This is a genomic window from Kribbella sp. NPDC051952, from assembly GCF_040680855.1.
GTDB lineage: Bacteria > Actinomycetota > Actinomycetes > Propionibacteriales > Kribbellaceae > Kribbella.
Window position 1 is genome coordinate 1 of the sequence record NZ_JBFAXQ010000039.1, and the last position, 25,610, is coordinate 25,610.

Consider the following 25,610-nt stretch of genomic DNA (forward strand, 5'->3'; position numbering starts at 1 on the left):
TCTGCGAGCTGGAGTGAAGGCCTCGATGTTTTTCCATCGTGGCCTTTGCTCCAGTGCGCCGAGGCGCCGTGCCGAGTGCCGCGCAGTAGGCGCTGGACCATCAGACACGCCCTAACGCACGCTTTACGTTCCAGTAGAGATCGGGACGGCGGCCTCGCTAAGGTGCGGCGGGTGCAGTCCAAACCACTCCTGGTCGTCGTGAGCGGCCCGCCCGGAACCGGTAAGACGACTCTGGCGCACCGCGTCGCGGCCGCGATCGGATGCCCGGCGATCTGCCGGGACGAGATCAAGGAAGGGATGGCGCACGCCACCCCCGGGTTCGTGCCCGGGCCGGGAGATCCGCTGACGATGCGGACGCTGTCCACGTTCTTCGACGTGATCGGCCTGCTGATCGGCCGCGGTACGACGGTCGTCGCCGAGGCCGCCTTCCAGGACCGGCTGTGGAACCCGGGCCTGGCCCCACTCCTCGACCGGGCCGACGTCCGCATCCTGCACTGCACGGTCCCGGCCGAGGTCGCACTCGCCCGGATCAACACCCGTACGGCGAGCTCCGACCGGTCCGCGCACGAGGACGCACAGATCAGCGCCGAGGCGCGGATGCGAACCCACAACGCCTTCCAGCCGGTCGATCTCCCCGTCCCCGCGATGACCGTCGACACCACCACCGAACCCCCACTGAAAGAGATCCTTGCCTTCCTCTCCTAAGGTCGGAACCAGCGTCGATCTTTGGACACTGACCCTAAGGTCGACAGCATTGGTCATCGAGAGGGGCTGGGGATGCTGGAGCGGTTCAAGGACCTGACGACGGCGCATGTGGCGGATGCTTGCGTTCGGGTTGGAGTGCCGGTACGCACGGTGTCGTTGACGGCTGTGAACGGCGGCCGGGTCGCGGGGCGGGTGCTGCCGGCTCAGCATGTCGGCAGTGTCGACGTGTTCCTGGAGGCGTTCGAGTCCGCAGAGCCGGGCGACGTACTCGTGGTGGACAACGGCGGCCGGCGCGACGAGGCGTGCGTCGGCGACATGGCGGCCCTGGAGGCCCAAGCGGCCGGCGTCGCCGGCATCGTGATCTGGGGTCTGCATCGCGACACGGTCGACATCACGGCGATCGGGCTGCCTGTGTTCAGCCTCGGCGCCCTGCCGACCGGTCCGCTCCGGCTCGACCCGCAACCCGCCGATGCGTTGTCCACGGCAACGATCGGCGACTGGACGGTGACCCGCGACGACGTCGTGTTCGCGGATGAGGACGGTGTGATCTTCGTCCCGGCCGACCGGGTCGACGAGTTGCTCACGCTGGCCGAATCCATCCGTGACACCGAGCACCGGCAGGCGGACGAGATCCGGGCCGGCCGCTCGCTGCGGCAGCAGGTGCGGTTCGCGGAGTTCCTGACCGCGCGAGCCGCCGATCCGACGTTGACGTTCCGCCAACATCTCCGAGCGGTGAAGGGTGCGATCGAAGAATGAGCGACGCGAGTGCGGCGGGTACGTGGAAACTGGGCGACGTCACCGTCAACCGGATGGGCTTCGGCGCGATGCGGACCACCGCGAACCCCGATCGCTCAGTGGCGATCCAGGTGTTGCGACGCGCGGTCGAGCTCGGTGTGAACCACATCGACACGGCGGCGTTCTACGCGTCACCCGGTGGGACGCTCGGTGTCGGGGAGGGGCCGAAGCGGTTCGCCAACGAGCTGATCCGCGAGGCGTTGGCGCCGTACCCGGATAAGCTGGTCATCACGACCAAGGTCGGGCCGGGCGAGGATCCCGAGCGCGGCTTCTACAACGCGAAGACCGCGGCCGAGCTGCGGACCCAGGTGGAGACGAACCTGCGTCAGCTCGGCCTCGACTGCCTCGACGTGGTCAACCTGCGCATCATGAAGAAGCCGGGCGAAGACTCGATCGCCGAACGCTTCAGCTGGCTCGCGGACCTGCGTGACAAAGGACTGATCCGCCAGCTCGGGGTGTCGAACGTGCGGGCCGACCACGTCGACGAGGCGCTCGAGATCGCTCCGATCGTCTGCGTGCAGAACAGCTACGCCATCGACCTGCGCCGGGACGAGGACCCGTTGATCAGCTCGCTGGCGGAACGCGGCATCGCGTACGTGCCGTTCTTCGCGATCGCCGGGGAGTCCCGGGAAGGCGGCGCGGCGCCCGACCACTCCGACGCCGTCCAGGCGATCGCGACCGCGCACGGCGTCACGCCGGCCCAGGTGCGGCTCGCCTGGACGCTGCATCGCAGCCCGAACGTGCTCGGCATCCCCGGCACCGGCAACCCCGATCACGTCGAGGAGAACATCGCCGCCGCCGCTCTGGAGCTGTCCCCCGAGGAACTGGCAGCCCTCAACTGATTGCGCTGCGGACCGCTGGGACCACCTCCTGGGACCAGCGGGACAGCTGCACGTCGTACGGATCCGCGCCGCGCGGGAACAGCGTGAACCCGGCGGCACCGTGGTTGAGGATCCCGTCGGTGAGCTCCTCGACCCATTGGGCCGGGGAGCCGCCGATCCAGCGACCCTCGTCGTCGCGAGTACGCCGTACGGGCGTTGCCGTCAGCTCGCCCGGGAAGTTGTAGATGGTGGCGACGTCGGAGGGTTTGCGGCCGACCGCGAGCGCGGCCTCGTCGATGATCGGGCGGGACCAGCGGTAGCGCTCACTCAACCAGTCCGCGGCCCGGCCGGGGATCCAGCCGTCCGCCTGCCGACCGGTCGCAGCGAGCGACTTCGGTCCGTTCGAGCCGGTCCAGATCAACGGCGCGGCGACGCGAGCCGCCTTCAGCGCGCCGATCGGGTAGTGCTTGGTCGGTGCCGGACGGCCGTCGGACATCGCGCGGACCAACTGCATGGCTTCCTCGAAAGACTCGACCTGATCGGCCGGGCGCTGCTCGGGGACTCCCATCGTGGTGATGCGGTCCATCGCACCACCGGCACCGAGCCCGAGGACGAATCGCCCACCGGACAACGCCGACAGGGCGGACGCCGTCCGGGCGAGCAGCGGGGCCGGACGCAGCGGCAGGTTCGTCACGTTGACGAAGGCCGACAGCCGCTCGGTCCGGCCGAGGAGGAAGCCGATCGCGGCGTACCCCTCCAGCAGGTCGGCGACGTACGGGTGGTCCGACAGGCTGACGTGGTCCAGCCCGTCCCGGTCGGCCTGCTCGGCCAGCCGCAGGATGGCGTCCACGTCACGGAGCTGGTCCGGCGATCCGTATCCGAACTTCACAGTCATGGTGGTCTCCCAGATAGTTCGTAGACCTAAATAGTAGCACTACGAACTATTTGTCCTTCGAACTATTCGGTGGCCGGACTACCATGGGGAGATGGCGACGACGACAGCACAGGATCAGGAGCTGGCGAGCGCTCTGGTCCAGGCGATGCACCTCCTACAGGATCTGCACGCCGAGACCAGCCGTCCGCTCGGCCTCACCCCGCAGCAGGCGCATCTGCTGTGTGTCCTGCTCGGCGGCCCGCTCGGCATGACCGAGCTCAGCCGGATCCTGAGCATCGAGCGCTCCAGCCTGACCAGCATGGTCGACCGGCTCGAACGCCGCGAACTGGTCGCCCGGATCGCGAACCCGGCCGACCGCCGGGCCTGCCACATCGAACTCACCCCGGCCGGCCGCGCCCTCGCCCACGACGCGCACAACGCCGTCGTCGACCGCATCGAGGCCCTCACCTCGGACCTCACCGTCTCCACCCGCCGGACCCTCGTCACCACGCTGCAAACAATCCTCAGCCGGGCCTGATGCAACCCCGCCGGTACGTCGAACTGCAGGGCTCCCGCATCGCCTATCGGGTGCAGGGCGACGGACCTGCCCTCGTGCTGCTGAAGAACAACCGCCGTCCCCTCGACTTCCAGGCCGCCGGGCAACTGGCCGATCGGTTCCGCGTGCTGCAGGTGCATCCGGTCGGCTTCGGCGCCAGCGATCGGCCGCTCAACTACGCGTTCGGAAGCATCTGCGAACAGGTCCTGACCGTGCTCGACCACGAAGGTATCGACCAGTTCGCCGTCTGGGGGTTCTCGCAGACCGCCGCGATGGCCGCGATCGCGGCTACCTCGACCGGCCGCGCGACCGCGCTCGTGATGGGCGGCTTCGCCCCGATCGGCTTCCCGTCCGACGGCGAGATGCGCCGACTCGAGCGGGAGCCACGGCTACCGAAGCCCCCGTTGGAGTTCTGGCGCAGCTATCGCACGTACGACTGGCACCACCAGCTCAGGTGCTTCGCCGGCACCAAGATCGCGTACGTCGGAACTGCCGACCCAGCGATCACCCGGATGCGGCGGCTCCGGCCGGTGCTCAAGGGCATCGGCTTCACCTACCTGGAGTACGAGGGACTGGATCACTCGGCCAGCTCCCTGGGTGACTCGTCCGACAGTGGCCGACGGGTCACCCAGGAGATAGCCGCCTACTTACACAATGACGAGGGCTAGCGCCTGCCGCCGAACTCCCAGGGGTGGACGTCGGTCTCGGCTGCCTCTGTGAGTACGGCGGCCGCCGCAGCATCCGGTGCTTCGACGAGGGCCGCTCGGCCTACGTGCGTGTCATCGTCGAGGCTGCGCAGGTCGCCGTACATGATCAGGTGCTTTGAGCTGAGCGGCCGTGGGGCGTCCTTGGTGAGGACGAGGTAGCGGCCGTAGCTCTCCTCGGCGTCGGCGAAGTCCCACATCGTGGTGCCCAGATGCTTGATGAAGCGGCAGAGCAGGACGTCCTCGAAGACGCCGCCTTGGTAGTAGGTCTCGTCGTACGCGAATGAGCGGGCCGCATCGAGGTCCGGGAGGTCGACGATGTGCACGCTGCCGGTCGACTCCTCCCGGTCCTCGGTCACGGTCGGGCCGCGGGCGATCAGGGCACCGGCGTACTCGTCCATGAACGCCCAGTGCTCCGGGGTCAGCTCGCCCTTGAGGTCGCCGCTGCCGGCCCGGTCCCGTCCGTAGACGAAGTACTCCACCACTCAGGCGCTCGCGGCGATGTGGAGGCGGAGGATCGTGTCGTAGTCGACGACCTCCACGCCGGCTCCGGCTCCCGCCAGGTCGGCTGCCGGGACGAGCTCCTGGGACGGAATGATCAGGAGCTTGCGAGGAGCGGTGACGTCCACGTCGTACTTCGACTGGGCCGCGGCTCGGTTGTCCGCGTTGTCGAAGTACTCGGCGTACTTGGCCAGCTGGACCGAGCCCTCGGCGACCGTGGAGCGGAAGGCGCGGCGGCGCTTCTTGCCGTTGCTGGTGTCGGCGACCGGGAGACCGAGCTGGCCGACGATGTGGCTGCCGTCCGCGCGCTCCAGGATGAAGTCGGGCTGCAGGTCGCCCAGGTCGGGCTGCCGGACCAGCCGGGTCGCGTCGAAGGCGGACAGCAGGATGCTCTCGTTCGCGTCCAGGAACTGGTCGACGGTCGAGTCCTGCAGACCGTGCGCGAGGTACGTGCTGGCGAACGGCGCGCCCTTCAGATCCGGCGCCGGCACGCTCAGGGTGCCGATCGGGTCGAGGTGCGGCCTGGCGTTGTTGTAGGTCCGGAGGAAGTCCAGGTACTTGTCCGCGGGCTCCGAGCGGTGGATCGCGATCGCGAAGAACGTCCAGTGCAAGCGGGTCGAGTCGTTCGCCGTGTGCACGAGCAGGGTGCGCTCGAAGGTCGAGTAGTTCCCCGGTGCGAACGCCAGCAACTGGTCGCCCGGACCGACGTACTCCTCGCCGATCAGCTTCGCCGCGGTCGGGAAGCGGCCGTCGAGCTCATGCCGGCCGGCCTCGGTCGCGATCGTCGCGTCCTTGAACAGGTTCTGCCCCGGCAGGTCGACCACGGCCGGGCCCTCGCCGAGTCCGAAGTACTCCTCCACCGAGCGCACCTTCTGCCGGCGCACCTCCAGCGACCGGTACTCACGGCTCACGCCGACGAGCTCGAGGATGTTCCAGTCCGGGGTCTCGGTCAGCACCATCAGCCGCGGATACAGCAACGGGCCTGGCAGCTCCCGCCCATGACTCGCCGGCAGATGCTCGGCCACACCCTTCAGGTGCTCCGCCCAGAACTGCCCGTTCACCGTCACGAACTCGGTGGGTTTCATCGCTCTCCTCGATCACGAACCAGGTCAATCATTAGCCAACCGCGCGTCATGCCGAGCCTATTCCCCCGCTGGTTTTCGCGAGGAAGTCCTCGTACTGCGACCACACACGGCGCCACAACTCGTCGCGCTGACGGGTGTCGAGATGCGGAAGCGGGAGGTAGAAGACGTCCGCGAGGAGGGCGAAGTAGTCGGCCGGGTTCTCGATGATCGAGTTGTCGATGCGATCGGCGTACGTCTCGGTCAGGCCGACGGAACGCAGTACGGCGGCCGACGTCGGCTTGCGGCGGAACACCGAGGCCAATCGGCGGAACGGGGAGTCCGGGTTGGTCGAGAGGTTCGCGTGCTGGGTGGCGAACGCGTCCAGGCCGACCGCAGCGGACTCGAAGTCCATGCCGATCAGGTTGGCGCGCGGATCGTGGTCCATCCGCCAGCCGTCGACCTTCTCGGACCGGCGCAACCGGAGTTCGAACGGCTCCTGGTAGTCACTGCTGCCCTCTTCCAGCGGCAGCGGTCGCAGCAGCGCCTCGCCGAGACCGCCGTCGACCAGCCAGACGCGATCCGGATCGTCGACGAGTCCACTGACCGTGAGGACGAGATGGCTGGCGTCGACATCGCCGGGACGAGTCGGCGTCTCCGCGCCACCTCGATGCATCTTGACCTGGTAGCCCAGCTCGGTGAGCAGGAGCGCGAAGGTCCCGTTCAGCTGGAAGCAGTACCCACCGATCTCGCGGGCGATGATCCGCTTCGCCGTCTCCTCCAGGTCCAGCGGCTTGCCCGGCTCCAGCTGGAACTGCACGGACTCGTACGGGATCTGGTCGACGAACGCCGCGTGCAACCGGGACAACGCCTCCAGCCGAGGCGGACCATCGTACTCGTTCACGCCGATCCGCCGCAGGAACGCCTCAGTGTCCATCCGCTTAGGCTAGGTGAGGTGATCGACGTACTTGATCGGACCCGAGCGCTTGAGGTCGCCTATCCGCTGGGTGAGGTCTTCCACTCCGCTTACAGTGCGCCCGGGTACGACGAGGACGCAGGCGTCGAGGAGTTCGCCACCGAGCGACTGCCGACGCACGCCGCGCGAGACGACTTCAAGCTCGTCGCGGCCCGGTCGGGCGAGCGGATCGTCGGGTTCGCGTACGGGTTCACCGGGCAGCGCGGGCAGTGGTGGCCGGACCGGGTCGCGGCCGCGATCGGCCCGGAACTGGCCGATGAATGGATCGGCGGTCACTTCGAGGTCGTGCATCTTGCGGTAGCGGTCGACGCGCAGCGCCAGGGGTTGGGGCAGGCGTTGATGACGGAGTTGATGACGGGCCTGTCGAACCAGAAGGCTCTGCTCACCACGTGGGCCGACGACCGACCGGCGCCGCGGCTGTATCGGCGGCTGGGTTGGCAGATGTTGGTCGCCGATCTGGGCTGGGGCTCCGCGCTCTACGGGATGGACAGGCAGGTGCCCGTCGGCCAGTGACCTGGCAGGGTAGGCCCCATGACTTCTGAGCGGATCTATGTCGGGGGCTACACGAGCCAGTCGGGTGGCGGGGACGGGATCGGGTTCGGTTCGCTGGACGGCGTCGTACTGGCGGCGACGCTGGCGGACCCGTCGTTCCTGGTCAGGTCTGCGGACGGGCGGTTCCTCTACGCGACCGACGAGGAGGACGACGGGAAGGTCACGGCGTTCGCGATCCAGGCGGACGGCGGGCTGGAGCTGCTCAACAAGCAGCCGACCGGCGGGGTACACCCGTGCCACCTGGACATCGACCCGTCCGGTCGCTACCTGCTGTCCGCCAACTACACCTCGGGATCGGTCGCGATTCACCCGATCCAGGACGACGGATCGCTCGGTGAGGCGAGCCAGTTCCTGCAGCGCTCCGGGACCGGCCCGAATGCCGATCGCCAGGAGGGCCCGCACGCGCACCAGATCGCGTTCGACCCGGCCGGCGCGTACGTGTTCGACATCGACCTCGGCTCCGACACGGTCTACTCTTCGACGCTGACCGCGAACGGGCAGTTGGAGGAGGTCGACCGGCTGCACATCCACCCGGGCGCCGGTCCGCGGCACATGGTGTTCCACCCGACCGCGGCTGCGGCGTACGTGATCAACGAGCTCGACTCGACGCTGTGCGTCTGCGGGTACGCGGACGGCAAGCTGCAGGTGGTGCAGACCGTGTCGACCCGGCCGGCCGACTCCCCCGGTGAGAACTTCCCGGCCGAGCTGCTGATCGCCGCCGACGGCCGATTCTTGTACGGCTCGAACCGTGGCGACAACACGATCGCGGTATTCGCGACGGCCGCGGACGGCCTAAGCGTCGAGCTGGTGCAGACGATCGGCTCCGGCGGCAACTGGCCGCGACACCTTGCCTTCAGCAACGACGGCAGCCGGGTGTACGCGAGCAACGAACAGTCCGACCTGATCACGCCGTTCACCGTCAGCGCGGACGGGACGCTGACCCAGGACGGCGAGTCGGTCAGCTGGCCGAAGCCGACCTGCGTCCTGCCGGTCTGAGACATGCGAGAGCCCCGGCCCTGTTGGGCCGGGGCTCTCTCTCAGTTCAGACGAGCTTCTCGAAGAAGAACTCGTGCTTGAGGAACGACGTGTCGTACTCGTGCCCCGGCTGCGGCGGCAGCAGCTGCGCGGCCTGGAACAACCGCCAACCGTCCTTCAACGCATCCAGCCCGGTCGCGTACGGCGGCTCGTCGCTGTCCCCCGTGGTCGGGTGCGTCTCGCCGGTCCCGTCGTACGTCGACCAGCCGACGACGCGGGCGTCGAGCGCGGACGAAGCCAGGTACAGGACCAGCACCTTCTGCCGGACAGTCGTCTGCTGGGGAGCCTCAGCGGCGGCGGTCATCGGATCTCCTTCTTCGCGTGCGGGTTGAGGCTGCGCTGGGCGACGACGCGCTGCGGGCGGTTCGAGACCCGGGTGACCCAGAACTCCGGGTCGTAGGTGTCGTCGCCGGTCAGGGCCTGCCACAGCTTGATCCGGTTGTACTTCTCCAGCCGGCCGGTGGCGTTCTCGTACCAGGGGAACGACTGGTCGAGCTCACGCGCTACCTCGTCGTCGTACAGGTCCTCGAGGTTCCAGAGCCGGACCTGACGCACGGTCGGGTTGAACCGGATCTTGAACATGTAGCGGTCGATTTCGCTGTCGTTCTTGCGGCCGCCGTGCCAGATGCCGTGGTGCAGCAGCTGGACCGTGCCGGCCGGGCAGACCAGCCGGGTCTGGCCGAGCAGGTTCTGGTACCGGCCGGTGTCGGACTCGTTGGTCTTGCGCAGGTGGCTGCCGGGCACGCTCAGCGTGCCGCCCATCTCCAGCGTCACGTCCTGCGGGTAGTACATCAGCTGGACGTCGAACGCATCCGGCCGTACGTCGATGATCGCGTCGCCGTGCAGGTTCTGCGCCTCACCCTCGTTGGCCTTGCGGATGTGCACCGCGTGGTGGTCGACGGTCGGGTCGGGACCGACCAGGCTGTGGATCGCGCCGGCGACCTCGGGCAGTTGCACCAGGCGCTGGACGAACTCGCTGCCCTCGAACGCCTCCGACAGCGGCGTCCCGTACGGGACGCCCGGGATGCCGGCCTTGAGGACCTCGATCGCCTGCTGGTTCATCTCGTCGGGTACGACGGCGTCCATCCGGAACGACCCGGTGGCGACGAAATGCGCCATCTGAACCGAGGTGAGCAGGTTCTTGCGATGCGGATGCGGCATGAGTCTCCCTCTCGGGGGATAGTGGTTACTACTCCTCCAGGCTAGATTCCTGCCACGTTGGAATGCGTTGGCTGTGATCACCACTAGTGGTAATTTCTCACCATGATCGCGTTGCACCTGGCGCAGCCGCCCGAGGTGGTGAACGTCGGCGCCGGCATCCACGGCGTTCGCCGGTTGCGCGACGTCTTCCAGCTGCCGGACCTGTGGCAGCTGCACCTTTACAACTACTCGGCCGACCTCACCCTGTTCGGTACGACGTACTCCGTCGCGCCGGGGTACGTGTCGCTGACGCCGGCCGGAGCGCAGGTTCAGTTCGACTATCGCGGCCGGTCCGAGCACCTGTACGCCCACTTCCGGCCCCGCGTCACGGGCGAGCCGTCGTCCGTCCCCGTCGTACAGGATGCTGGGGCGGCTGCGCCCGTACTGTCTGGTTTGCTGCGGTCGGCGCTCGAGGCGTCGCCGTCGGGGTCCGCGCGGGTGACGGCCGAGATCTGGACCGCGCTCTGGCGGATCGTCGACCTGACCGCCGCCACGCCCGAGACCGGCCACCCGGCGGTGGCGACCGCGATCGCCTACATCGAGGCCAACCTCGCCCAGCCGTTGACGATCCCGGCCCTGGCCCGGGTCGCCGGGGTGTCGCACAACCACCTGACCCGCCTCTTCCACGCGGAGACCGGCCAGACCGTCATCGCCTACCTCCGGGCCCGCCGGATGATGCGGGCACGCCACCTCCTCGTTGCCTCCACCCTGTCCATCCCCGCGGTCGCCGCGTCGGTCGGGATCCCCGACCTGCAGGCGTTCAACAAGACCTGCCGCCGCGAGCTGGGCGGTTCGCCGCGGGTGATCCGCGATGCGGTGGCCGGTGGCCCGGCCGCGGACTAGCGTGCCTGGCATGTATGAACTGATCCCGGTCGCTGACGGCCCGCAGTACGACGAAGAGGCGGAGCAGCGGTTCGTCGAGGACTGGCCGGAGTTCATCTTCCACGACGTCGAGGTGAAGAAGTATCGCGACCGGCGGCTGGAGTACTTCCCGGAGTGGGAGTTCTACCTGGTCTCCTCCGACCATCGGCTGATCGCGGGGTGCTGGGGGGTGCCGATCGCCTGGGACGGGACGGTCGAGGATCTGCCGGGCGGGTTCACGGACACGCTCGCGCGGTCGGTCACGTCGTACGAGGAAGGCGTCGTACCGAACACCTGGGTGCTGATGGCTGCCGCCGTACGGTCCGACGAGCAGGGGCAGGGGCACTCGAGCCGGGTCATCACCGCGGTCCGGGACCGCGCGGTCGAGAGCGGACTGCCGCAGGTGATCGCGCCGGTCCGGCCTACGTTGAAGTCGCGCTACCCGCTGACTCCGATCGAGACCTTCATGACGTGGTCGCGACCCGACGGCCTGCCCCTCGATCCGTGGCTGCGCACTCACGTCCGTCTGGGCGCTCAGATACTGGCGCCTGCTACCGCCTCCCAGACCATGACGGGCACGGTCGCCGAGTGGGAGAAGTGGACCGACATGCAGTTCCCCTCCTCCGGCACCTACACCATCCCCGCCGGCCTGACGACCCTGAGCATCGACCGTTCAGCCGACCACGGCATCTACGTCGAGCCGAACGTGTGGATGCGGCACGCCTAGCCGGAGTGTGTACGGCGGAACATGGTCGCGACGGCCGCGGTACGGCTGGTGACGCCGAGGCGGTCGTAGATATTCTCCAGATGCTTACGAACGGTGCCCTCGGCAACGAATAGCCGGTGCGCGATCTGGGTGTTGCTGTGTCCGTCGGCGACCAGGCGGAGTAGCTGCAACTGCCGAATGGTGAGGTCGGGGATGCCGGCCCGGCGGCGCTCGTGTTCGCGATGCACTTCGATCAGGTGCGGCCGGAGCAGCTCCAGCAATAGTCTCTCGCGCTCGCTGAAATCAGGTCCGGTCCACCGGAACAGCAGCAGCCGGCGATCCTCGGCACCACGGGCCGGGAACGGCACGATGATTTCGTGGCGGATGTCGACCGGTGCCCAATCGTTGGCCGGCTGACGCTGGTAGTCGGACAGCTTCCAGACGGAGGTGTAGTCGCCGGTGCGTTGCGGCCGGCTGCACACTTCGTCGGCCCAGTAGGACCGCCAGAACTCGTCGTCCCAACCGGTGTCGAACTCCCACTGCTGGACGGCCACCTCCTCGACGGCGACCAACTCCCGGTCGAACGGCCGGCTCACCTGGAAGGTGATGTCCTCGGCGGGGATCAGCTCGGCCAGCCCGCGCAGGAGATCGCGCGGGAACACCTCCTCGGGATCCGCCTCCCGGCCGCGCTCGATGACGTCGAGCATCGTGCGCAGATCGCGTTCGGTGACCGTCAACTGCTCCACCATCGCGCTACTCCTCCCCGCCGTCAGGCTATGCCCGGAACGACGTCCCGCCCATACGTCGAACTACGTATGGCAGTCCTTGTTGGAGGCTGGCCAGGGTGGTGAGAGTCCTTTCGGGAGGGGAACCCACTGATGAGATCGCTGATCCGGTGGCCGGCGCTGACGGCTGCCTTCGCTCTGGTACTCACGGCGGCCGGTTGGTCGCCCGCTGCTGCGTCCGGGCCGGTGTCCGCCGCGCCGGTGCTTGATTGGAGCCGGTACGCAACGCAGGCGATCGTGGCCGGGCGTCCCCCGGCCAGTTCCGAGGTGTTGCTGGGGATCGTGCACATCGCGATCGCGGACACGGTCGCTGGTTTGGGATATGGCCGGCCGTTCCATTTCGCCGTACGTCCTGATCGGCATGCTTCGGCGTCGGCTGCGGTCGCAACTGCGGCGTACGACGTACTGAAGGCGCGGGTGCCGGCTTCGGGGCTGGAGGGGACGTACGCCGACTACCTGGCTGGGGTGCCGGACGGTCGCGCGAAGGCGCGTGGGATCGCGTTGGGGCGGTCTGTTGCTGTCGCCGTACTGGCCTGGCGTGCGGGGGACGGTTTGGACAACGTGGTGCCTTATGTCCAGAAGCCGCCTGGTCCGGGGGTGTGGGAGCCGACACTGCCGACGCCACCCGTGGACATCGTGCTCACGCAGGTCCGGCCGCTGGCGCTGCGGTACCGGGCGCAGTTCCGGCCGGACGGACCTGATCCGCTGACCAGCAAGCGTTATGCCCGGGACGTCGCTGAGGTCGCGTCTGTTGGCCGGGTGGACAGTACGACGCGGACTGCCCAGCAGACGGAGACTGCACGGTTCTGGGCGGAGCAGACCGCACAGCAGTGGAGTCGGGTGTTCCTGCAATTGGCGGCCGACCGGCACCTGTCACTGTCCGGGGCGGCGCAGATGCTTGCACTGGCGCACGTGTCCGCTGGGGATGCTGTGATCGCTTGCTGGGATGCCAAGTTCCACTACCTGTCCTGGCGGCCGGTGCATGCGATCCAGCGGGCTGACGGGAACCCGCGCACACCGGTCGACCCGACATGGCAGCCCCTGCTGAACGTCAACCATCCGGAGTATCCGTCCGGCCATGCCTGCTTCACCGCTGGGGCGACCGGGGCGTTGAAGGCGTTCTTCCATACTGCTGAGGTGCCGCTGACCATCAGTAGTCAGGTCACCGGGACGACTCGCGCGTATACGAACCTGGCCGCCGTACGGAGTGATGTGCGAGAGGCACGGATCCTGTCCGGCCTGCACTTCCGCCATTCGATGCTGGACGGCGAGGTCCTGGGAACTCAGGTCGCTGGCTGGATCACTGCCCGGCACTGACCGCCAGGTGTGCGAGTCCATGTTCGAGGATGCCTTTGACGATGTCCAGGGCTTCAGCGTTGTCGGGGCCGGTGATGACCTGGTCGGACCAGGTGATGACGTCCTCGTAGGCACGGACGTGGCGGTAGTAGTGGACGGCCTCGTGGTCGATCGGGTGGGGGCCGTAGCCCGTGAGGAAGGCGTCGGTCTCGGTGGACGTGGTGGGGCCGACGTCGCCCATGCCGCCGAGCATGAACATCAGGTCCTGTTCGCGCGGGGCGAGGATCACGTCGTCCCAGTCGATGAGGTGTAGCTGGTTGTCTACGAGGACGTTGCCGAGGTGGGGGTCGGCGTGACAGACGACTCGGGGGCCGGTCGGCTCCGGTGGGCGGGCGGTGAGCAGGTTGGTGATGGTGTCGTCGTACTGCTTCCAGACCGCGACCAGCTCCTCCTCGAGCTCGTCCTCAGGCGCCTGGGTGGTGAGTCGCGCCTGTAGCTTCTCGGCGATCGCCGGGACCCGCGCGTCGATCAGGCTGTGCTTCGGGAGCGCGTCCCGGAGCCGGTGCGGGGGCTCCGAGTCGTGCACGCGCCGGAGGAGTACGCCGTACTGCGCCCACTGCTCGATCGTGAGTCCGGTGTCGGCCGCGCGTACGCCGTCGATCCACGGAGTGACCGTGAGCCGCTTCTTCTTCCCGTGGAACGTCCAGAGCCCGCCCTCGACGGTCCGGATCAGCTCCGGGACCCCACCGAGGCCGATGTCGGCCAGGTACGCCGCCACCTGATGCCCGGTGTTGGAGCCGGCGCCGCTCCACTTCACGGCGTACGTATTGGTCGCCGTACTCGCCTTCCACACCTGCGCGGCCAGATCAGCCCCGTGCGCGACCGGTGAGAGCTCCACCACATCCAGCCCGAAGTCCTCAACCAACCGCCGCCGCATCAACGTCTCACCCACACCCGCCAGCATGCCCGCTCAACGCCGAGCCGCGCGACTGGGTATTGAGTTTGACTTAGGCGCGCGGGTCGACCGTACGAAGCATGTTGACCAAGCCCTGGATGGACTGCATCTGCTCCGGGGTCAACGGGTCCGTCGAGAAGTGCATCAGCTCGTTGCGGATACGTCGCACGGCCGTGAGCGAGTTGAGGAAGAGCGTGTGATCGAGCCGCCACCCCATCCGACGGAATGACTCCTCCGTCGCCAGAAGTCGGTTGTCGTAGGCCCCCAACATGAGGTCTGCGGCCGACCTGATTCGGTTCGGGCTGCTGGCCCCCGCGCGCAGTTCCTCCAGGGTGAAGGCCTCATCTGCACGTCGCCGCAGCCGACGCTCGACTTCCTCGATCAAGGCGATCGGGCGAGCCATCGACGCGAACTGCAAGGTCAGGTCCGCCGTCGTGACGATACCGGTGATGGAGACGCGGTCCGGGCCGCGAACGAGGACGTACCCGAACTCGTAGATCTCGTCGACCTGCGCCAGCAGGTCTGCGTCGTAGTCGACGATGCGAGCGCCGACAGTCGCGTGGGCAAGCGTCACGTTCGGGTAGGCCACGCTGGCCCGGGCGACCGACTCCCAGCTCACAGCGCGCACGCCGCCCGCCGAGTCGTGGACCGCCAGCTGGGAGAAGTCGTTGGCCAGCATCAGCGTGATAGCCGCGTCCAGCGACTGCTCGGAGTCGACACCCATGACCGGGCTGTTCGCCGACTCCAGATCGCCGACTCGCAAGGAGACTGCCGGGAGTTCATCCGCAGTCGGAATGTCGCGACTTGGCTCGACGGCCGCGGGTCCGTCCGTAGGTTCAGGCTCCGTACTGATGGGGACGAGACGAATAGTGTTGTCGATCCAGCCCTCGGTGAACGGCGGGACCGTCGTCAGCCCGCGATCTGCCAGATCGGACTCGATCGCCGCCACGGTTCCTACGGTCCGCCGGCCCGTGTTCCACAAGCCGAGCAGCTGACGAATCGTGAGCTTAGGCGCCTCACCTTCGCCCTTCGCGGCTTGGTCCAGCAGTTCATCCCGGTTGGCCGGTCCGCCACCACCGGACTCGGACTGGTCCTGGCCAGGATCTGTACCGGTCTCCGCAAGATGCTGGATCCGCCGCACGGCGTCATGTCTCTTCAACCCGAACACGGTGAGCAGAGAACCCATCGAGTTCTGCAGATCGGGGAGCACGTCGTCCGCCCGCGACACATCGGTGCGGAACCACTTCACCGGACGGACATGACGAAGATTCGGGTCGGCCGCCGCGCGGTACTCGTACGCGCCGGTCACCGTACCGATAGCGATCTGGTCGCTGTTTCGCGGCAGGACCAGCAGATCTCCGACCTGGATGCGGGAGATGAACCGCCAGAGCTGGCCCGTCCAGTTGCCGATTACTGTGTTACCTCGATCGGGATATGACGCTCGCACGACTTCACGCAGCTCGGACCTTGTCTTGACCTCTGACAGGTCGCCCAGCTCGACCCAGCCCGCGATAGCAAGCCCTTCGGCGATGGCGGCCTCGGCCCGCTCCCCACTCCGGCCGGCACGAACCATCCACGCCGCGTTGATCTCCCCCACCTGACATCCCCCTTGCGCTCCGTGCGCACAGTGATATCAGCCGTCACGGTGCGTGGCAAGGGCCGCCAGCATGCCCGGCAACGGTCCGCCGAAGCGAGCCGATTACCGGGCCGGAGCTCAGCGGTAGTTGACGAACTGGACGGCGAACTCGAGGTCCTCGCCCTTGATCAGGGCCTGGACGGCCTGCAGGTCGTCGCGGCTCTTGCTGCTGACCCGGAGCTCGTCGCCCTGGATCTGCGCCTTGACGCCCTTCGGACCCTCGTCGCGGATCAGCTTGGACAGCTTCTTCGCGTTCTCCTGGCTGATGCCGGCGTCGATCGTGGCGTTGATCTTGTAGACCTTGCCGGACAGCTTCGGGTCGTCGGCCTGCAGCCCCTTGAGCGAGATCTGCCGCTTGACCAGCTTGTCCTTGAGTACGTCGAGGACCGCGTTCACCCGCTCCTCGGTGTTGGCCTGCATGTCGATCGCCTCACCGGACAGCTTGATGCCCGCGTCCACGTTCTTGAAGTCGAACCGCTGGCTGATCTCCTTCGCCGCCTGGTTCACGGCGTTGTCCACCTCCTGGTGATCGACCTTGTTCACAATGTCGAAGGAGGACTCCGAAGCCATGGGCAGTTCCTTTCCGATTTGCTGTCAGGGGCACCCTCTGTTGTATCGTCTCCCACGCCGGTTCACGAACCAGCACCACCCTGGCGGGTTGCCCGAGCGGCCAAAGGGAGCAGACTGTAAATCTGTCGGCGTATGCCTACGCAGGTTCGAACCCTGCACCCGCCACCAGCTAGAAAAGAGCCTCTGACCTGCGGAAACGCAGACCAGAGGCTCTCTTGCTGTGTCCGGCAGTGTCCAGCCAGATCCGGGAATCTACGGCCCTGTGTGCCCTATTCGTGCCCTAGGAAGTTGGGACCGGTCCTGCCTCGTCCTCGTCCGTCGCGGCCATCAGGCGCTTGAGGGCCGTGCTGGTCTGGCCGTCGATGCACCCGGCGTAGACCTCCATGACCATCTTGACCGAGTTGCCCGCCCACTCAGCTACTTGGGTGGCGGGGACGCCGGCGTTGAGCTGGAAGGTGATCCCCGCATGCCGAAGGTCATACGGACGGGCGGCGTGGCGCTTCGCGATCTGGTCCGCGGTGAGGACCTTCGCACGTGCCTTCGCCCAGGTTCGGGTGACGGTGTTCGGGTGAACGGGCGTGCAGTAGGCCGCCGGCAGTGGACGCCCGAGCCGACCTGCGCGAGTCACGAAGAGGTGACCGTCAGGCCGGGTCCAAAGCGCTCTACGTGGCTTCGTAGGGCCTGCACAAGGGCTGGTGGCGCGGGCACTCGTCGCGTGGTGTTCTCGGCTCGATGCTTGAGGGTTCGTTCCTGGCGGACCTCGCCGTCGTCCGTCCACCGTCTGCCGGTTTGCTGAGTTGAGCCGTCCAGCAGTAGCTCGCCCGAACCGTGTTCCGGCAGGCTGATCAGGTTGTCTGTGCTCAGGTGTCGCGCTTCGGCCGGTCGCATCGCGGCGTAGTACAGGCAGGCGAAGTAGGTCTCCAACGACGGGTTGGATTCTCCGATCGCCGCGAGCAGGCGAGCTACCGCTTGGCGGTTCGGCAACAGCCGGCGATCGACTCGATCGCTGCTCTGCTGTGAATCCCAGTGGAGGTTGTCCAGTGGGTTCGCGGGCAGTAGATCGAGTTCGACGGCGTACTGCAATGCGCCATGCAGCGTGGCCCGTCGCCTGGTGATCGTTTTCGCCGCCGCTGCCTTTCCGTCCCGCTTCGTCGCGAGCCGGTCGAGCGCTCCTCGGAGGGTTTCGCTTTGCGCGACCTCCGACAGGTCGAACGTGTGGCGCTTCAGCCAGGTGATCGTAGTGTCGTACTCCTGCGGTGGTATGGCTTCGCCGGCCTAAGCGCACGCCGAAAGCAGACGCGGTGGCTGTGGTGCCGACTACTTTCAATACGCTCAACGCCTGGGCGAACGGCAGCGCGAACACCTATCCGCTCACGATCCTGTGCGCCGCACTCGGCTCTCGCACCCCCATCGCAGCAATCCCGTTTGACAAAGGACGACCTAGCCGGCCACCCGGCCTGGCTCGCGTCGCTGGCCGTGCTCCGCTACGCGGGAGTGCGAGTGATCGATCCCCATGACGGCTCGGCCGCATCGCTCAAGCCTGTTGTATCGGGCACAGGAGATCAAGTCGCCGAGAATTTCCGATGGGACTGGGTTCTCCGTGAATTCGAACCTCTGACCTAGCACCCAGGAAATCAAGAAATTCGTGGATCGTATTTTGCAAGTGCACCTTCCCTGAGCTGATCACTCTCGACGCTCCACTGTCGGCCTACGGCCATAAAGATTGAGTACGGCCTCAGCCGAATCCCTGACTATTCGCGAACCATGGAAGTCGAATAGTGCACGTACCTCCTGCTCGCACCATAGAGCATCGGGAGAGAGCGCCTGATCACGTCTCGCCGCGGCCAAGCCGTCCAAAGCCCCGAGCGCCACAGCAAGACCCGGCCTACCAAGTAGCGAAGAGACGCGGTCGGCTACCGCTCTTTTTAAGGCCAAATCCGGCAGCACGCTGAGGTAGGCCAGCCATTTAGAAGCATTGCGCATGACGCGAGGGTCCTGATCGTGAGACAGCTGCATCAGGATAATTTCCGGCCATTCCAGGGCCGGCGCGCTGACCGCCGCAAAAAAGCAGGTCCGTGCAGCCTCAGCGCGTACTCTGCTTTCCCTTGAAGCAACGTCGCGCAGAGTTGCCATCTGCATTTTTTCGGGTGTGCCGATATCGAACGCTAGGTAGAAGCTCCGACACGCGGCGTCGAATTGCCCCTCCGGCAGTGCGAAAAACGTATGGTCTGGGCCCTGGCCTGCCCACGGGATACTCTTCGAGGCCAACTCGGACTTGACCTCAGGGGGCAGTTTAAGTGACCAAGCATGATGCATCAGGACATCTAGAGCATCGAGCTTTCCGTCATTAGGCAACATGGGGTCGGTCAATGCTCCCGTCAGGCGAGGCCAAAGGTCTGTTCTGCCATGGGATGCAATGAGATAGGTCGCCAACGCGAGCGGCGACCAAGTGTATCCTGAATAGACGCCATTTGCAGCATCTTGCCGCATCGAATCTAATGTGCTTCCAACCGTTTCGACGGCCTTGTCCAGATCTGCACTCGATGCTGGTTCACCAAGCAAGCCCTCCACCGATGCCGCGACGTGCTCAAGCCCATCAAGTCTGGAAAGCACCTCCTTGGGCTTCGGGGCGTCAAGCGCTGCGTACACTCGTGTGCAATCAATCGCAAGAACGTTTGGCGACTGACTTGCAACCCTCACGGTTTCGGCCCATTCCGTGCGAACATCCGCTGAGACGGCCGCCCAGTTGATGTTCGATGCCAATCTGGCCAAAGCGGAAAATATCAACTGATCCGCTGCAGATGTCGGGAAGTCGACCAATTTCAGGGCCGATGAAGCAATGTACTCCATATCGACCTTGCGATTTCCAGAAACGATCGCATTGGCGGTCTTGAGTGATTTTTCAACGAGTGACCAGTCAGCCGCGTGTGAACCTTTGACCCGACCGCTCGCGTTCTGGCCGGCATACCTGATGGCTAACCCTAGGCCCCGGTCAGAGTGTAGCGTCGAAATCAGATCGGCCGCAAAGTCGATCAGAGCTAGATCCGCACTAGTAATAAAGTCCTGGCCATTTCGCGTATCGATAAGTCTCTCAGCCGCGATCTTGATGGTCGCGAATGAACCTTGAGCTCTCAGATTATCAAGGAACGGACGGAGGTGATCCTCAGAATCTCCCTGCCTGAATAGTCGAATCGCCTCTTCATGCCATTCTTCGTAATTCGGTTCGCCTGACAATCTAATGGCAAACACGTTTCCCATTGTCTGGCGAAGGCGTGCCGTGCGCGCCATATTTCCTGTTACTTCGGCATTTAGCAGCGATGAGTACAGGAGTTGAAGCGCACTATCGCCACCTCCGAGGACGATGCTCTGTCTCCCCCTGGAGGAGTACTTCTGTTTGAATACCTCATCGACGACTGTGGTCATGGCTGACAATGCATCCTGTACAGGGCGTACAGCTGCATTCGGGAACGGAGCCCTCACGATCTCGGTCCACGATCGGTCGAGGTGATCTCCGGTATTTACGAGAAGGGACCGCGCATTACTCGTTGTTAGTTCGCTCAGTCGACGCTGAGAAGCGGCCGCAGTCCAGCTGATGCCTCTAGAGACGGCGAAATCGTCCCACTCGCCATCTAGGTCGGCGAGAGTCTCAACTACCCTGCTCGCAAACGCGCGCGCTTCTGATTTCCGACCAGACTGCAGGGATTGCAAGGCACATTGTTGAAGTAGTATTCCGGTCGCCAAATTACGTGAAGAGGATCCACCGAGGCTACTATTCTGGATAACTGAAGCGAGTTCCGCGAGTAAGCTGACGTAAGCGTCCGGCTTGTCAAGTTCGCTGCTCGATACCGCCGCGAGAAGAGCGGCTGCCGCCCGTTCTCCCAATGCCAACTCGTCATCTTCCGCCTCGGCGACCAAGCGGTCAAGGCCCTCCAGGATGCTTACAGACTCAAGAGCCTGCCGTGCGGCGTCTGGAATTGCATACCGCTCGATTGGAGTTCCAGGCTGGTTCTCTTGCCCGTCCTCCGAGAGGTCGCGATAGGTCGCATATTCCTGCCACTGGAACTGAACCACGAGCGCAAGTAGTTCTGCGCCGTTCGCACTGTCGCTCTTGAAATTCGGATGTGGCGCCACGTCTCCGGGTGACAGGCAAGCTACGAGCCACTCGATGTGAAGGTCGCCGTTACCGCTCGTCATCACTCAATCTCCCGGTCAGAGATGCGGGTATTCCGGGCCCGGTCTAAGAGGGCTTGCATACTTTCGACTTCCACTGTAAATAGCAAATGCGAGGAGAGACTCGACTGAAATTCTTCTTCTGTGGCGCAGATGATGAACTGGGCGTCGTCTAGATCATAGCCCGCCGCCTGCAGGAGGCGGTGACCGTCCTCGGTCGTTATCGGCTCATCTGCGAAGTCCACGGCAGCCAAGATCAGCGGGGTTTCGGGATAGCTCTCCCTGGCACTTCTCATCTTGGCGAGCGTCCGCTTCCTGACCAGCGCCTGTTGAGCCGCGGAGAACGCAATTACGATCGCAGTGACGTTCGAGAGCTTCATGTTCTGCTCTTCAAGCCGAACGCATAGTGCGTCTGGGTTGACAGCCCTTGCTGTGGTCAGAAGTCTCTGACGCCAGGAGCCGTCGAGGAATGGGGACGCGTAAAAGAGGACCACTGGTTGCGACCGTGGCTCCCTCTCGAGTTGCGGTTGCGCTAGCTCCTCAGCGGGTGGCGGCGATGTGCTCGTAGCCGGCGCGCCTGCGCCTTGCGACAGCGCGACGGGCCCGTTGAAGGTTGAGCCCTGTAGGTTAATCGTGGGCCCAGCGCCACTGGCTACTTGTCCTCGATCGACCCAGCGCCGTCCCAGGAGGATGAGTGCCGTCAGAGCGACCGTCGTGCCAGCTACGAACCACCACGAATGCTGTCGGACGTAGTCGAGCGGGCCGGGCCACTTATCCAGGCCAGCTGCCCTATCGAGCGCGAGGCCACCCACCTGGCCGACCCAAAGAAGACCGACGCCGACGACTGCCGTCCAGAACGCTTCCCGTCGGCCCACTTACTCTCCACAGACTCTTGCGGTGGGCGGCGCTCTCGGCGCCGTCGGGTAGGTAGCGTATCGGTCGAAGTGACCGAGGTCACTCGTGACCCGCCCCCATCGCAGTCCGGGTGCGAGGCTGGCCGCCTCGTGGGTTCGCCCGAGCGACTTGGGCGACCGACGGGAAGCTCGCCAGACGGGTGCAGCGGTCACCTGGGGCCAACCATGCAACTCGTGCGCCTCCACGGTTCTGGACTCTCGGCCGACGAGAGACGCACCTCGAACTGGCCAGGTCGACACTGATCAAGGCGGCGTAAGTGCGGGCCTCGACCTTGCAAGAAGGAGTAGGCGCGCCCGAGCCATGCCCTCAGGGCGCCAGCAAGTGGCGTATTGGCTGGTCAGACGGCTTTCGTGGCCTGGGCTGTAAATCTGTCGGCGTATGCCCTACGCAGGTTCGAACCCTGCACCCGCCACACGCTTCTCGTAAGCATGAGAATGGCCCCTGACCTGCGGAAACGCAGACCAGGGGCCATCGTCATGTCGCGGCATCATCGGCCGGAAATGCGGCGGAGGTGGATGGCCGGCGGGGCTAGCATTCGGCGCATGAGCGAGCCGTACACAGATCCTGTCGCCCACAACCGCCGCGCGTGGGACCGCGAGGTGGAGAAGGGCAACGAGTGGTCGCGGCCGGTGACACCCGAGGTGGTCGCGAAGGCGCGGGCCGGTGAGTGGTCCATCGTGCTGATCGGGTACGAGCCGGTCGACCCCACCTGGTTTCCTTCGGACCTCACCGCCTGCGACGTGCTCTGCCTCGCCTCCGGCGGCGGGCAGCAGGGTCCGGTGCTCGCCGCGGCCGGCGCGCGGGTGACCGTCTTCGACAACTCACCCGGGCAGCTCGCGCAGGACGAAATGGTCGCCGCGCGGGACGGGCTCGACGTGCGTACCGTGCTCGGCGATGCGCGCGACCTGAGCGTGTTCCCGGACGCCTCGTTCGACCTGGTTGTGCACCCGGTCTCCAACCTCTTCATCCCCGAGCTGGCCCCGGTCTGGCGGGAGTGCCACCGCGTGCTGAGGCCGGGCGGCACGCTGCTGTCCGGCTTCGTCAACCCGGACGTCTACCTCTTCGACGCGGACGCGATGGACACGCGCGGCGAACTCGTCGTACGGCATCGCCTCCCGTACAGCGACCTCACCCATCTGGAGCCAGGAGAGCGGGAGCGGCTGTGGGGCGCCGACTCGCCGCTGGAGTACAGCCACACGCTCACCGAGCAGATCGGCGGCCAGACCGCCGCAGGCTTCGCCATCACCGCCTTCACCGAGGCCCCACACCACTCGGAGATAACCGCCGGCTGGCTACCCGGCTACTTCGCCACCAAGACCCTCAAGCCGCACTAGGCCCCGTGTCCAGTGTGAGGCCGTCGATTCTCCGCACATCTGACCCCGCTACCAAGCTCAGCTCACGGACCCGGTGTCTGTCAGGATCTGTGGGTGGCTGGGTTGCGGGAGTTGTGGCGGGACGTTGTCCCGGATGCGGGGGCGTTGGCCGACGAGTTGGTGGCGCGATACACGCAGAAGGGCAGGAACGCGTACCGGGATCGGTACGTCGGGATCGTTCTGACTGCGTTGGAGGCGTTGGATCAGCTGAGTACAGATGCGGCTGCGGTTGAGTTGGCTGTGTGGTTTCACCGGGCCGACCACGAGTCGGGGTGGACGCCGACCGAGGACGCGGAGGCTTCGGCGCGGTTGGCTGAGCGGCTTCTTCCGGCGTACGGCGTCAGCCCGGCCCGGACCGCGGAGGTCGCTCGGCTCGTCCGGCTGACCGGTGGGATCGGGGAGATCAAGGCGCAGGACGCGAATGCCGACGTACTGCTCGATGCCGTCAACGCCGTGCTGGCGAGCGACCACTACATAACCCACGCCGCCGAGGTACGTCGGGATGCCGAACGCGGGACCGAGTCACCCGAGCCCTTCACCGAGGTCAAGCGCCGGTACGACGAAGTCCGCAAGCTGCTGAAATCGCCGATCTACCGGACCGGGCATGCGCAGGAGAGGTTCGAGGCGGACGCGCGGGCCAACCTCGAGGCCGAGTACGCAACTCTGGACGCCCTGCTCCCGGCGCCCTGGCGTGGATGGCAGCGGGCGGCTCTGGTCGTCGGCGCCCTCGTGACGGCCCTCGTCGCCTTCGTCGCCGCGTTCGGGGCAGCCCGATCGCCTTGGCGAGTTCCGGAGTACGACGAGGACTCCGTCTGGCCGTCAGTCGTGCTGACCGTACTGGCGCTGTGCGCGGTGCCGACCGTCTACTGGTGCGCGACCCGGTCCGCCCGCTCGGGCCGGATCGTTGCCGGCCTGGTGATCGCCGCCGGTGTCGTGGCGGCCGTCGCGGTCTGGATCGTCACTCCGGAGACCAGCGAGGGTTCCGGGGTCGGCCAGCGCGTCCCGCTGATGGTCGCGTCAGCGGTCCTGCTCGTCGTCGCCGGTGCCGCCGCGCTCGGCGCCTCCCTCCTCACTCGCGACCCCGTTCGACCGCGGAACCGCGGCCAGGTGCTGGCCGGGTTCGGCGCGGTCGCTGTGATCGTGCTGGCGACGATCTTCGTGATCAACCCGGTGCAGCGCGCGTACCTGCTCAGCGCGAACGAGCAACTGGAAGGACAGCACCAGCCGGCCGGGCAGAACGTACGTTCGGAGCTGACCGGCGAGGTCGGGTGGACCACCGCGGCAGGCCGGGCGAGCGACAGCCTGCGGGACATGGTCGCCACCCGGTTCGGGATTGCCGTCTCCCGCCAGATCGGGACGATCGAGATGCTCGACCCGGCGACCGGTCAGGTGCGTTGGCGGTACGCGCGGGCGGATTCCGACGTACAACCGCGTCTGTACGCCGTGAGCGGCGGGCAGGCGCTGCTCGCCGACTTCGATGATCTCGGGTACTTCGTACTCGACGCCGACACCGGTCGACGGACAGCGGCCTGGCCTGGGCGGACCAAGGACTACACCATCGACAACCTGGATCCGCTGGTCACGGGCCGGACGGTGAGCAAGGGCTCGGACAAGCTGTACGGAACGAACGTCGACGGCTCGAACCGCTGGACCTACGAGCCGGGGACCTGCACGGGCATCAGCGCGGCCGCCACGGCGGACACTGTCGTCGCCCATCTGAGCCGCAGCTGCGGTGACCCCGACGAGCTCGTCGGTCTGAACCTGAAGAACGGCAAACAACTGTGGAGCCATCAGAGCACGTCGCTGGGCGGCCTGACCGCGGTCGGCGGATCGGTCGTCGGCGTCGAGCCTGAGTCGGGCTCCCCCGTGTCCGGGCGCGGCATGCTGGTCGGCGTACAGCCGCGGTCGGGTGACGTGAAGTGGCGCTGGCCGATGCCGACCACGTGGGCCTGCCCGCCGAAGGTCGAGACGGCGGGCAATTTCGTCGTACTGATCAGCTGCCCGAGCAAGGCCGAGGTGTACAGCGGAACCGTCGCGACCGCGATCGACGCCGACACCGGACGCGTGGTGTGGACGGCGACGATGCCGGCGCGGTACGGCGACCCGTACGCCGTCACGACCGACGGGCGCCTGATCTTCATGAACCAGGTCTCGGACACCTGCCAGCTCACCTCACTCAGCGAGCACAAGACCACCCAGCTACCCAAGTCCATCAAGTGCGACCGCGGCATAGTAGCCGCCGGCAACCAACTCCTAGCCATCAGCGGCCGCTCAATCGTCGCCCTCCGGTAGACGAACGAAACACGAGCAGCTGCCACCCGCGGGGGCGACGTAGTGCTCGCGCTGGCAGGTCGTACGAGCAGCTGGCACCACGGGTTGGTCGATGAAGCGCGACAGCGCGTGCAAGGGCGCGTGGGGCCTTTCACCCGACGTGCGTGAACGCGAGCAAGTACGAGCACCCCGCAACCACGGGGTGGTCGATGAAGCGCGACAGCGCGTGCACCGGGCGGGTGGGAGTGGCCGCGCAGCACGCGACGAAGGAGGCGCGTGGCGGTTGCGTGGG

Annotated in this window: 26 protein-coding genes and 1 tRNA gene; 13 read left to right on the top strand and 14 right to left on the bottom strand. The window is 66.4% G+C overall.

Annotated elements, in window-relative coordinates:
- The first annotated feature begins 171 nt into the window (after positions 1–171).
- The 3 genes from AB0L70_RS38645 to AB0L70_RS38655 all read left to right on the top strand — a co-directional run bounded on the left by AB0L70_RS38645 (position 172) and on the right by AB0L70_RS38655 (position 2,342).
- Positions 172–705, top strand: coding sequence for an AAA family ATPase (locus tag AB0L70_RS38645; RefSeq protein WP_363691859.1), 534 nt, complete (start codon positions 172–174; stop codon positions 703–705).
- A 72-nt stretch (positions 706–777) separates the two neighbouring features.
- On the top strand, positions 778–1,461 hold the full coding sequence (locus AB0L70_RS38650) for an RraA family protein (RefSeq protein ID WP_363691860.1): 684 nt from the start codon (positions 778–780) through the stop codon (positions 1,459–1,461).
- On the top strand, positions 1,458–2,342 hold the full coding sequence (locus tag AB0L70_RS38655; protein WP_363691861.1) for an oxidoreductase: 885 nt from the start codon (positions 1,458–1,460) through the stop codon (positions 2,340–2,342). Before AB0L70_RS38650 ends, AB0L70_RS38655 begins: the two co-directional genes overlap by 4 nt.
- On the opposite strand, the gene AB0L70_RS38660 is transcribed toward AB0L70_RS38655, so the two are convergent.
- The gene (locus AB0L70_RS38660; RefSeq protein ID WP_363691862.1) at positions 2,335–3,216 is read right to left on the bottom strand and encodes an LLM class flavin-dependent oxidoreductase; all 882 of its coding nucleotides are present in this window, start codon (positions 3,214–3,216) and stop codon (positions 2,335–2,337) included. The genes AB0L70_RS38655 and AB0L70_RS38660 overlap by 8 nt on opposite strands.
- A gap of 91 nt (positions 3,217–3,307) precedes the next feature.
- Between AB0L70_RS38660 and AB0L70_RS38665 the strand changes: the two genes are divergently transcribed.
- Both AB0L70_RS38665 and AB0L70_RS38670 read left to right on the top strand, forming a co-directional pair.
- Positions 3,308–3,733 (top strand): MarR family transcriptional regulator, encoded by a 426-nt coding sequence (locus AB0L70_RS38665; protein ID WP_363691863.1) that lies wholly within the window; start codon positions 3,308–3,310, stop codon positions 3,731–3,733.
- Entirely contained in the window at positions 3,733–4,419 is a 687-nt protein-coding gene (locus tag AB0L70_RS38670) for an alpha/beta fold hydrolase (protein WP_363691864.1), read from the top strand. Before AB0L70_RS38665 ends, AB0L70_RS38670 begins: the two co-directional genes overlap by 1 nt.
- Here the strand turns inward: AB0L70_RS38670 and AB0L70_RS38675 are convergent.
- From AB0L70_RS38675 to AB0L70_RS38685, 3 genes are read right to left on the bottom strand one after another with little or no spacing between them, the layout of a single operon-like run.
- Complete coding sequence (locus AB0L70_RS38675) at positions 4,416–4,940, bottom strand: YciI family protein (protein WP_363691865.1); 525 nt, start codon at positions 4,938–4,940, stop codon at positions 4,416–4,418. The genes AB0L70_RS38670 and AB0L70_RS38675 overlap by 4 nt on opposite strands.
- Entirely contained in the window at positions 4,941–6,041 is a 1,101-nt protein-coding gene (locus AB0L70_RS38680; protein WP_363691866.1) for a hypothetical protein, read from the bottom strand.
- Between the two features lie 46 nt (positions 6,042–6,087).
- Positions 6,088–6,954 carry an arylamine N-acetyltransferase gene (locus AB0L70_RS38685; protein ID WP_363691867.1) on the bottom strand — a complete coding sequence of 289 codons (867 nt, stop codon included), beginning with the start codon at positions 6,952–6,954 and terminating at the stop codon, positions 6,088–6,090.
- Positions 6,955–6,972: 18 nt separating this feature from the next.
- Here AB0L70_RS38685 and AB0L70_RS38690 point away from each other — a divergent pair, with 18 nt between their 5' ends.
- Both AB0L70_RS38690 and AB0L70_RS38695 read left to right on the top strand, forming a co-directional pair.
- Entirely contained in the window at positions 6,973–7,506 is a 534-nt protein-coding gene (locus AB0L70_RS38690) for a GNAT family N-acetyltransferase (RefSeq protein ID WP_363691868.1), read from the top strand.
- An 18-nt stretch (positions 7,507–7,524) separates the two neighbouring features.
- Positions 7,525–8,541 (top strand): lactonase family protein, encoded by a 1,017-nt coding sequence (locus AB0L70_RS38695; RefSeq protein ID WP_363691869.1) that lies wholly within the window; start codon positions 7,525–7,527, stop codon positions 8,539–8,541.
- 46 nt (positions 8,542–8,587) lie between these two features.
- Here the strand turns inward: AB0L70_RS38695 and AB0L70_RS38700 are convergent, their stop codons facing one another.
- Both AB0L70_RS38700 and AB0L70_RS38705 read right to left on the bottom strand, forming a co-directional pair.
- Positions 8,588–8,884, bottom strand: a complete 297-nt coding sequence (locus AB0L70_RS38700) for a hypothetical protein (RefSeq protein WP_363691870.1) — start codon at positions 8,882–8,884, stop codon at positions 8,588–8,590.
- A complete protein-coding gene (locus AB0L70_RS38705; RefSeq protein WP_363691871.1) occupies positions 8,881–9,741 on the bottom strand; it encodes a phytanoyl-CoA dioxygenase family protein in 861 nt (286 codons plus the stop codon). Before AB0L70_RS38705 ends, AB0L70_RS38700 begins: the two co-directional genes overlap by 4 nt.
- Positions 9,742–9,843: 102 nt before the next feature.
- Between AB0L70_RS38705 and AB0L70_RS38710 the strand changes: the two genes are divergently transcribed.
- Both AB0L70_RS38710 and AB0L70_RS38715 read left to right on the top strand, forming a co-directional pair.
- Positions 9,844–10,623: a helix-turn-helix domain-containing protein gene (locus tag AB0L70_RS38710; RefSeq protein ID WP_363691872.1), complete on the top strand. Its 780-nt coding sequence runs from the start codon at positions 9,844–9,846 to the stop codon at positions 10,621–10,623.
- 10 nt (positions 10,624–10,633) lie between these two features.
- Positions 10,634–11,368, top strand: a complete 735-nt coding sequence (locus AB0L70_RS38715) for a hypothetical protein (RefSeq protein WP_363691873.1) — start codon at positions 10,634–10,636, stop codon at positions 11,366–11,368.
- On the opposite strand, the gene AB0L70_RS38720 is transcribed toward AB0L70_RS38715, so the two are convergent.
- Positions 11,365–12,096, bottom strand: a complete 732-nt coding sequence (locus AB0L70_RS38720; protein ID WP_363691874.1) for a LuxR C-terminal-related transcriptional regulator — start codon at positions 12,094–12,096, stop codon at positions 11,365–11,367. The two genes, AB0L70_RS38715 and AB0L70_RS38720, sit on opposite strands and share 4 nt — an antisense overlap.
- Before the next feature lie 129 nt (positions 12,097–12,225).
- Between AB0L70_RS38720 and AB0L70_RS38725 the strand changes: the two genes are divergently transcribed.
- Positions 12,226–13,449 carry a vanadium-dependent haloperoxidase gene (locus AB0L70_RS38725; RefSeq protein WP_363691875.1) on the top strand — a complete coding sequence of 408 codons (1,224 nt, stop codon included), beginning with the start codon at positions 12,226–12,228 and terminating at the stop codon, positions 13,447–13,449.
- Here AB0L70_RS38725 and AB0L70_RS38730 read toward each other — a convergent pair.
- The 3 genes from AB0L70_RS38730 to AB0L70_RS38740 form a co-directional block, all read right to left on the bottom strand.
- Positions 13,433–14,380: a phosphotransferase gene (locus AB0L70_RS38730; RefSeq protein WP_363691876.1), complete on the bottom strand. Its 948-nt coding sequence runs from the start codon at positions 14,378–14,380 to the stop codon at positions 13,433–13,435. The genes AB0L70_RS38725 and AB0L70_RS38730 overlap by 17 nt on opposite strands.
- 55 nt (positions 14,381–14,435) lie before the next feature.
- On the bottom strand, positions 14,436–15,980 hold the full coding sequence (locus tag AB0L70_RS38735) for a hypothetical protein (protein WP_363691878.1): 1,545 nt from the start codon (positions 15,978–15,980) through the stop codon (positions 14,436–14,438).
- A 117-nt stretch (positions 15,981–16,097) separates the two neighbouring features.
- Complete coding sequence (locus AB0L70_RS38740) at positions 16,098–16,589, bottom strand: YajQ family cyclic di-GMP-binding protein (RefSeq protein ID WP_363691879.1); 492 nt, start codon at positions 16,587–16,589, stop codon at positions 16,098–16,100.
- 82 nt (positions 16,590–16,671) lie between these two features.
- Between AB0L70_RS38740 and AB0L70_RS38745 the strand changes: the two genes are divergently transcribed.
- Positions 16,672–16,757, top strand: a tRNA-Tyr gene (locus AB0L70_RS38745).
- Between the two features lie 112 nt (positions 16,758–16,869).
- Here AB0L70_RS38745 and AB0L70_RS38750 read toward each other — a convergent pair.
- The 4 genes from AB0L70_RS38750 to AB0L70_RS38765 all read right to left on the bottom strand — a co-directional run bounded on the left by AB0L70_RS38750 (position 16,870) and on the right by AB0L70_RS38765 (position 21,139).
- Entirely contained in the window at positions 16,870–17,217 is a 348-nt protein-coding gene (locus AB0L70_RS38750) for a hypothetical protein (RefSeq protein WP_363691880.1), read from the bottom strand.
- Positions 17,214–17,672, bottom strand: coding sequence for a hypothetical protein (locus tag AB0L70_RS38755; protein WP_363691881.1), 459 nt, complete (start codon positions 17,670–17,672; stop codon positions 17,214–17,216). Before AB0L70_RS38755 ends, AB0L70_RS38750 begins: the two co-directional genes overlap by 4 nt.
- Positions 17,673–18,272: 600 nt before the next feature.
- Positions 18,273–20,783: a hypothetical protein gene (locus tag AB0L70_RS38760; protein WP_363691882.1), complete on the bottom strand. Its 2,511-nt coding sequence runs from the start codon at positions 20,781–20,783 to the stop codon at positions 18,273–18,275.
- A complete protein-coding gene (locus AB0L70_RS38765) occupies positions 20,783–21,139 on the bottom strand; it encodes a hypothetical protein (RefSeq protein WP_363691883.1) in 357 nt (118 codons plus the stop codon). Before AB0L70_RS38765 ends, AB0L70_RS38760 begins: the two co-directional genes overlap by 1 nt.
- A 1,077-nt stretch (positions 21,140–22,216) precedes the next feature.
- On the opposite strand from AB0L70_RS38765, the gene AB0L70_RS38770 reads away from it, so the two are divergent.
- The gene (locus AB0L70_RS38770; RefSeq protein ID WP_363691884.1) at positions 22,217–23,008 is read left to right on the top strand and encodes a methyltransferase domain-containing protein; all 792 of its coding nucleotides are present in this window, start codon (positions 22,217–22,219) and stop codon (positions 23,006–23,008) included.
- Positions 23,009–23,101: 93 nt separating this feature from the next.
- Positions 23,102–25,339 carry a PQQ-binding-like beta-propeller repeat protein gene (locus AB0L70_RS38775; protein WP_363691885.1) on the top strand — a complete coding sequence of 746 codons (2,238 nt, stop codon included), beginning with the start codon at positions 23,102–23,104 and terminating at the stop codon, positions 25,337–25,339.
- The last annotated feature ends 271 nt before the right edge of the window (positions 25,340–25,610 follow it).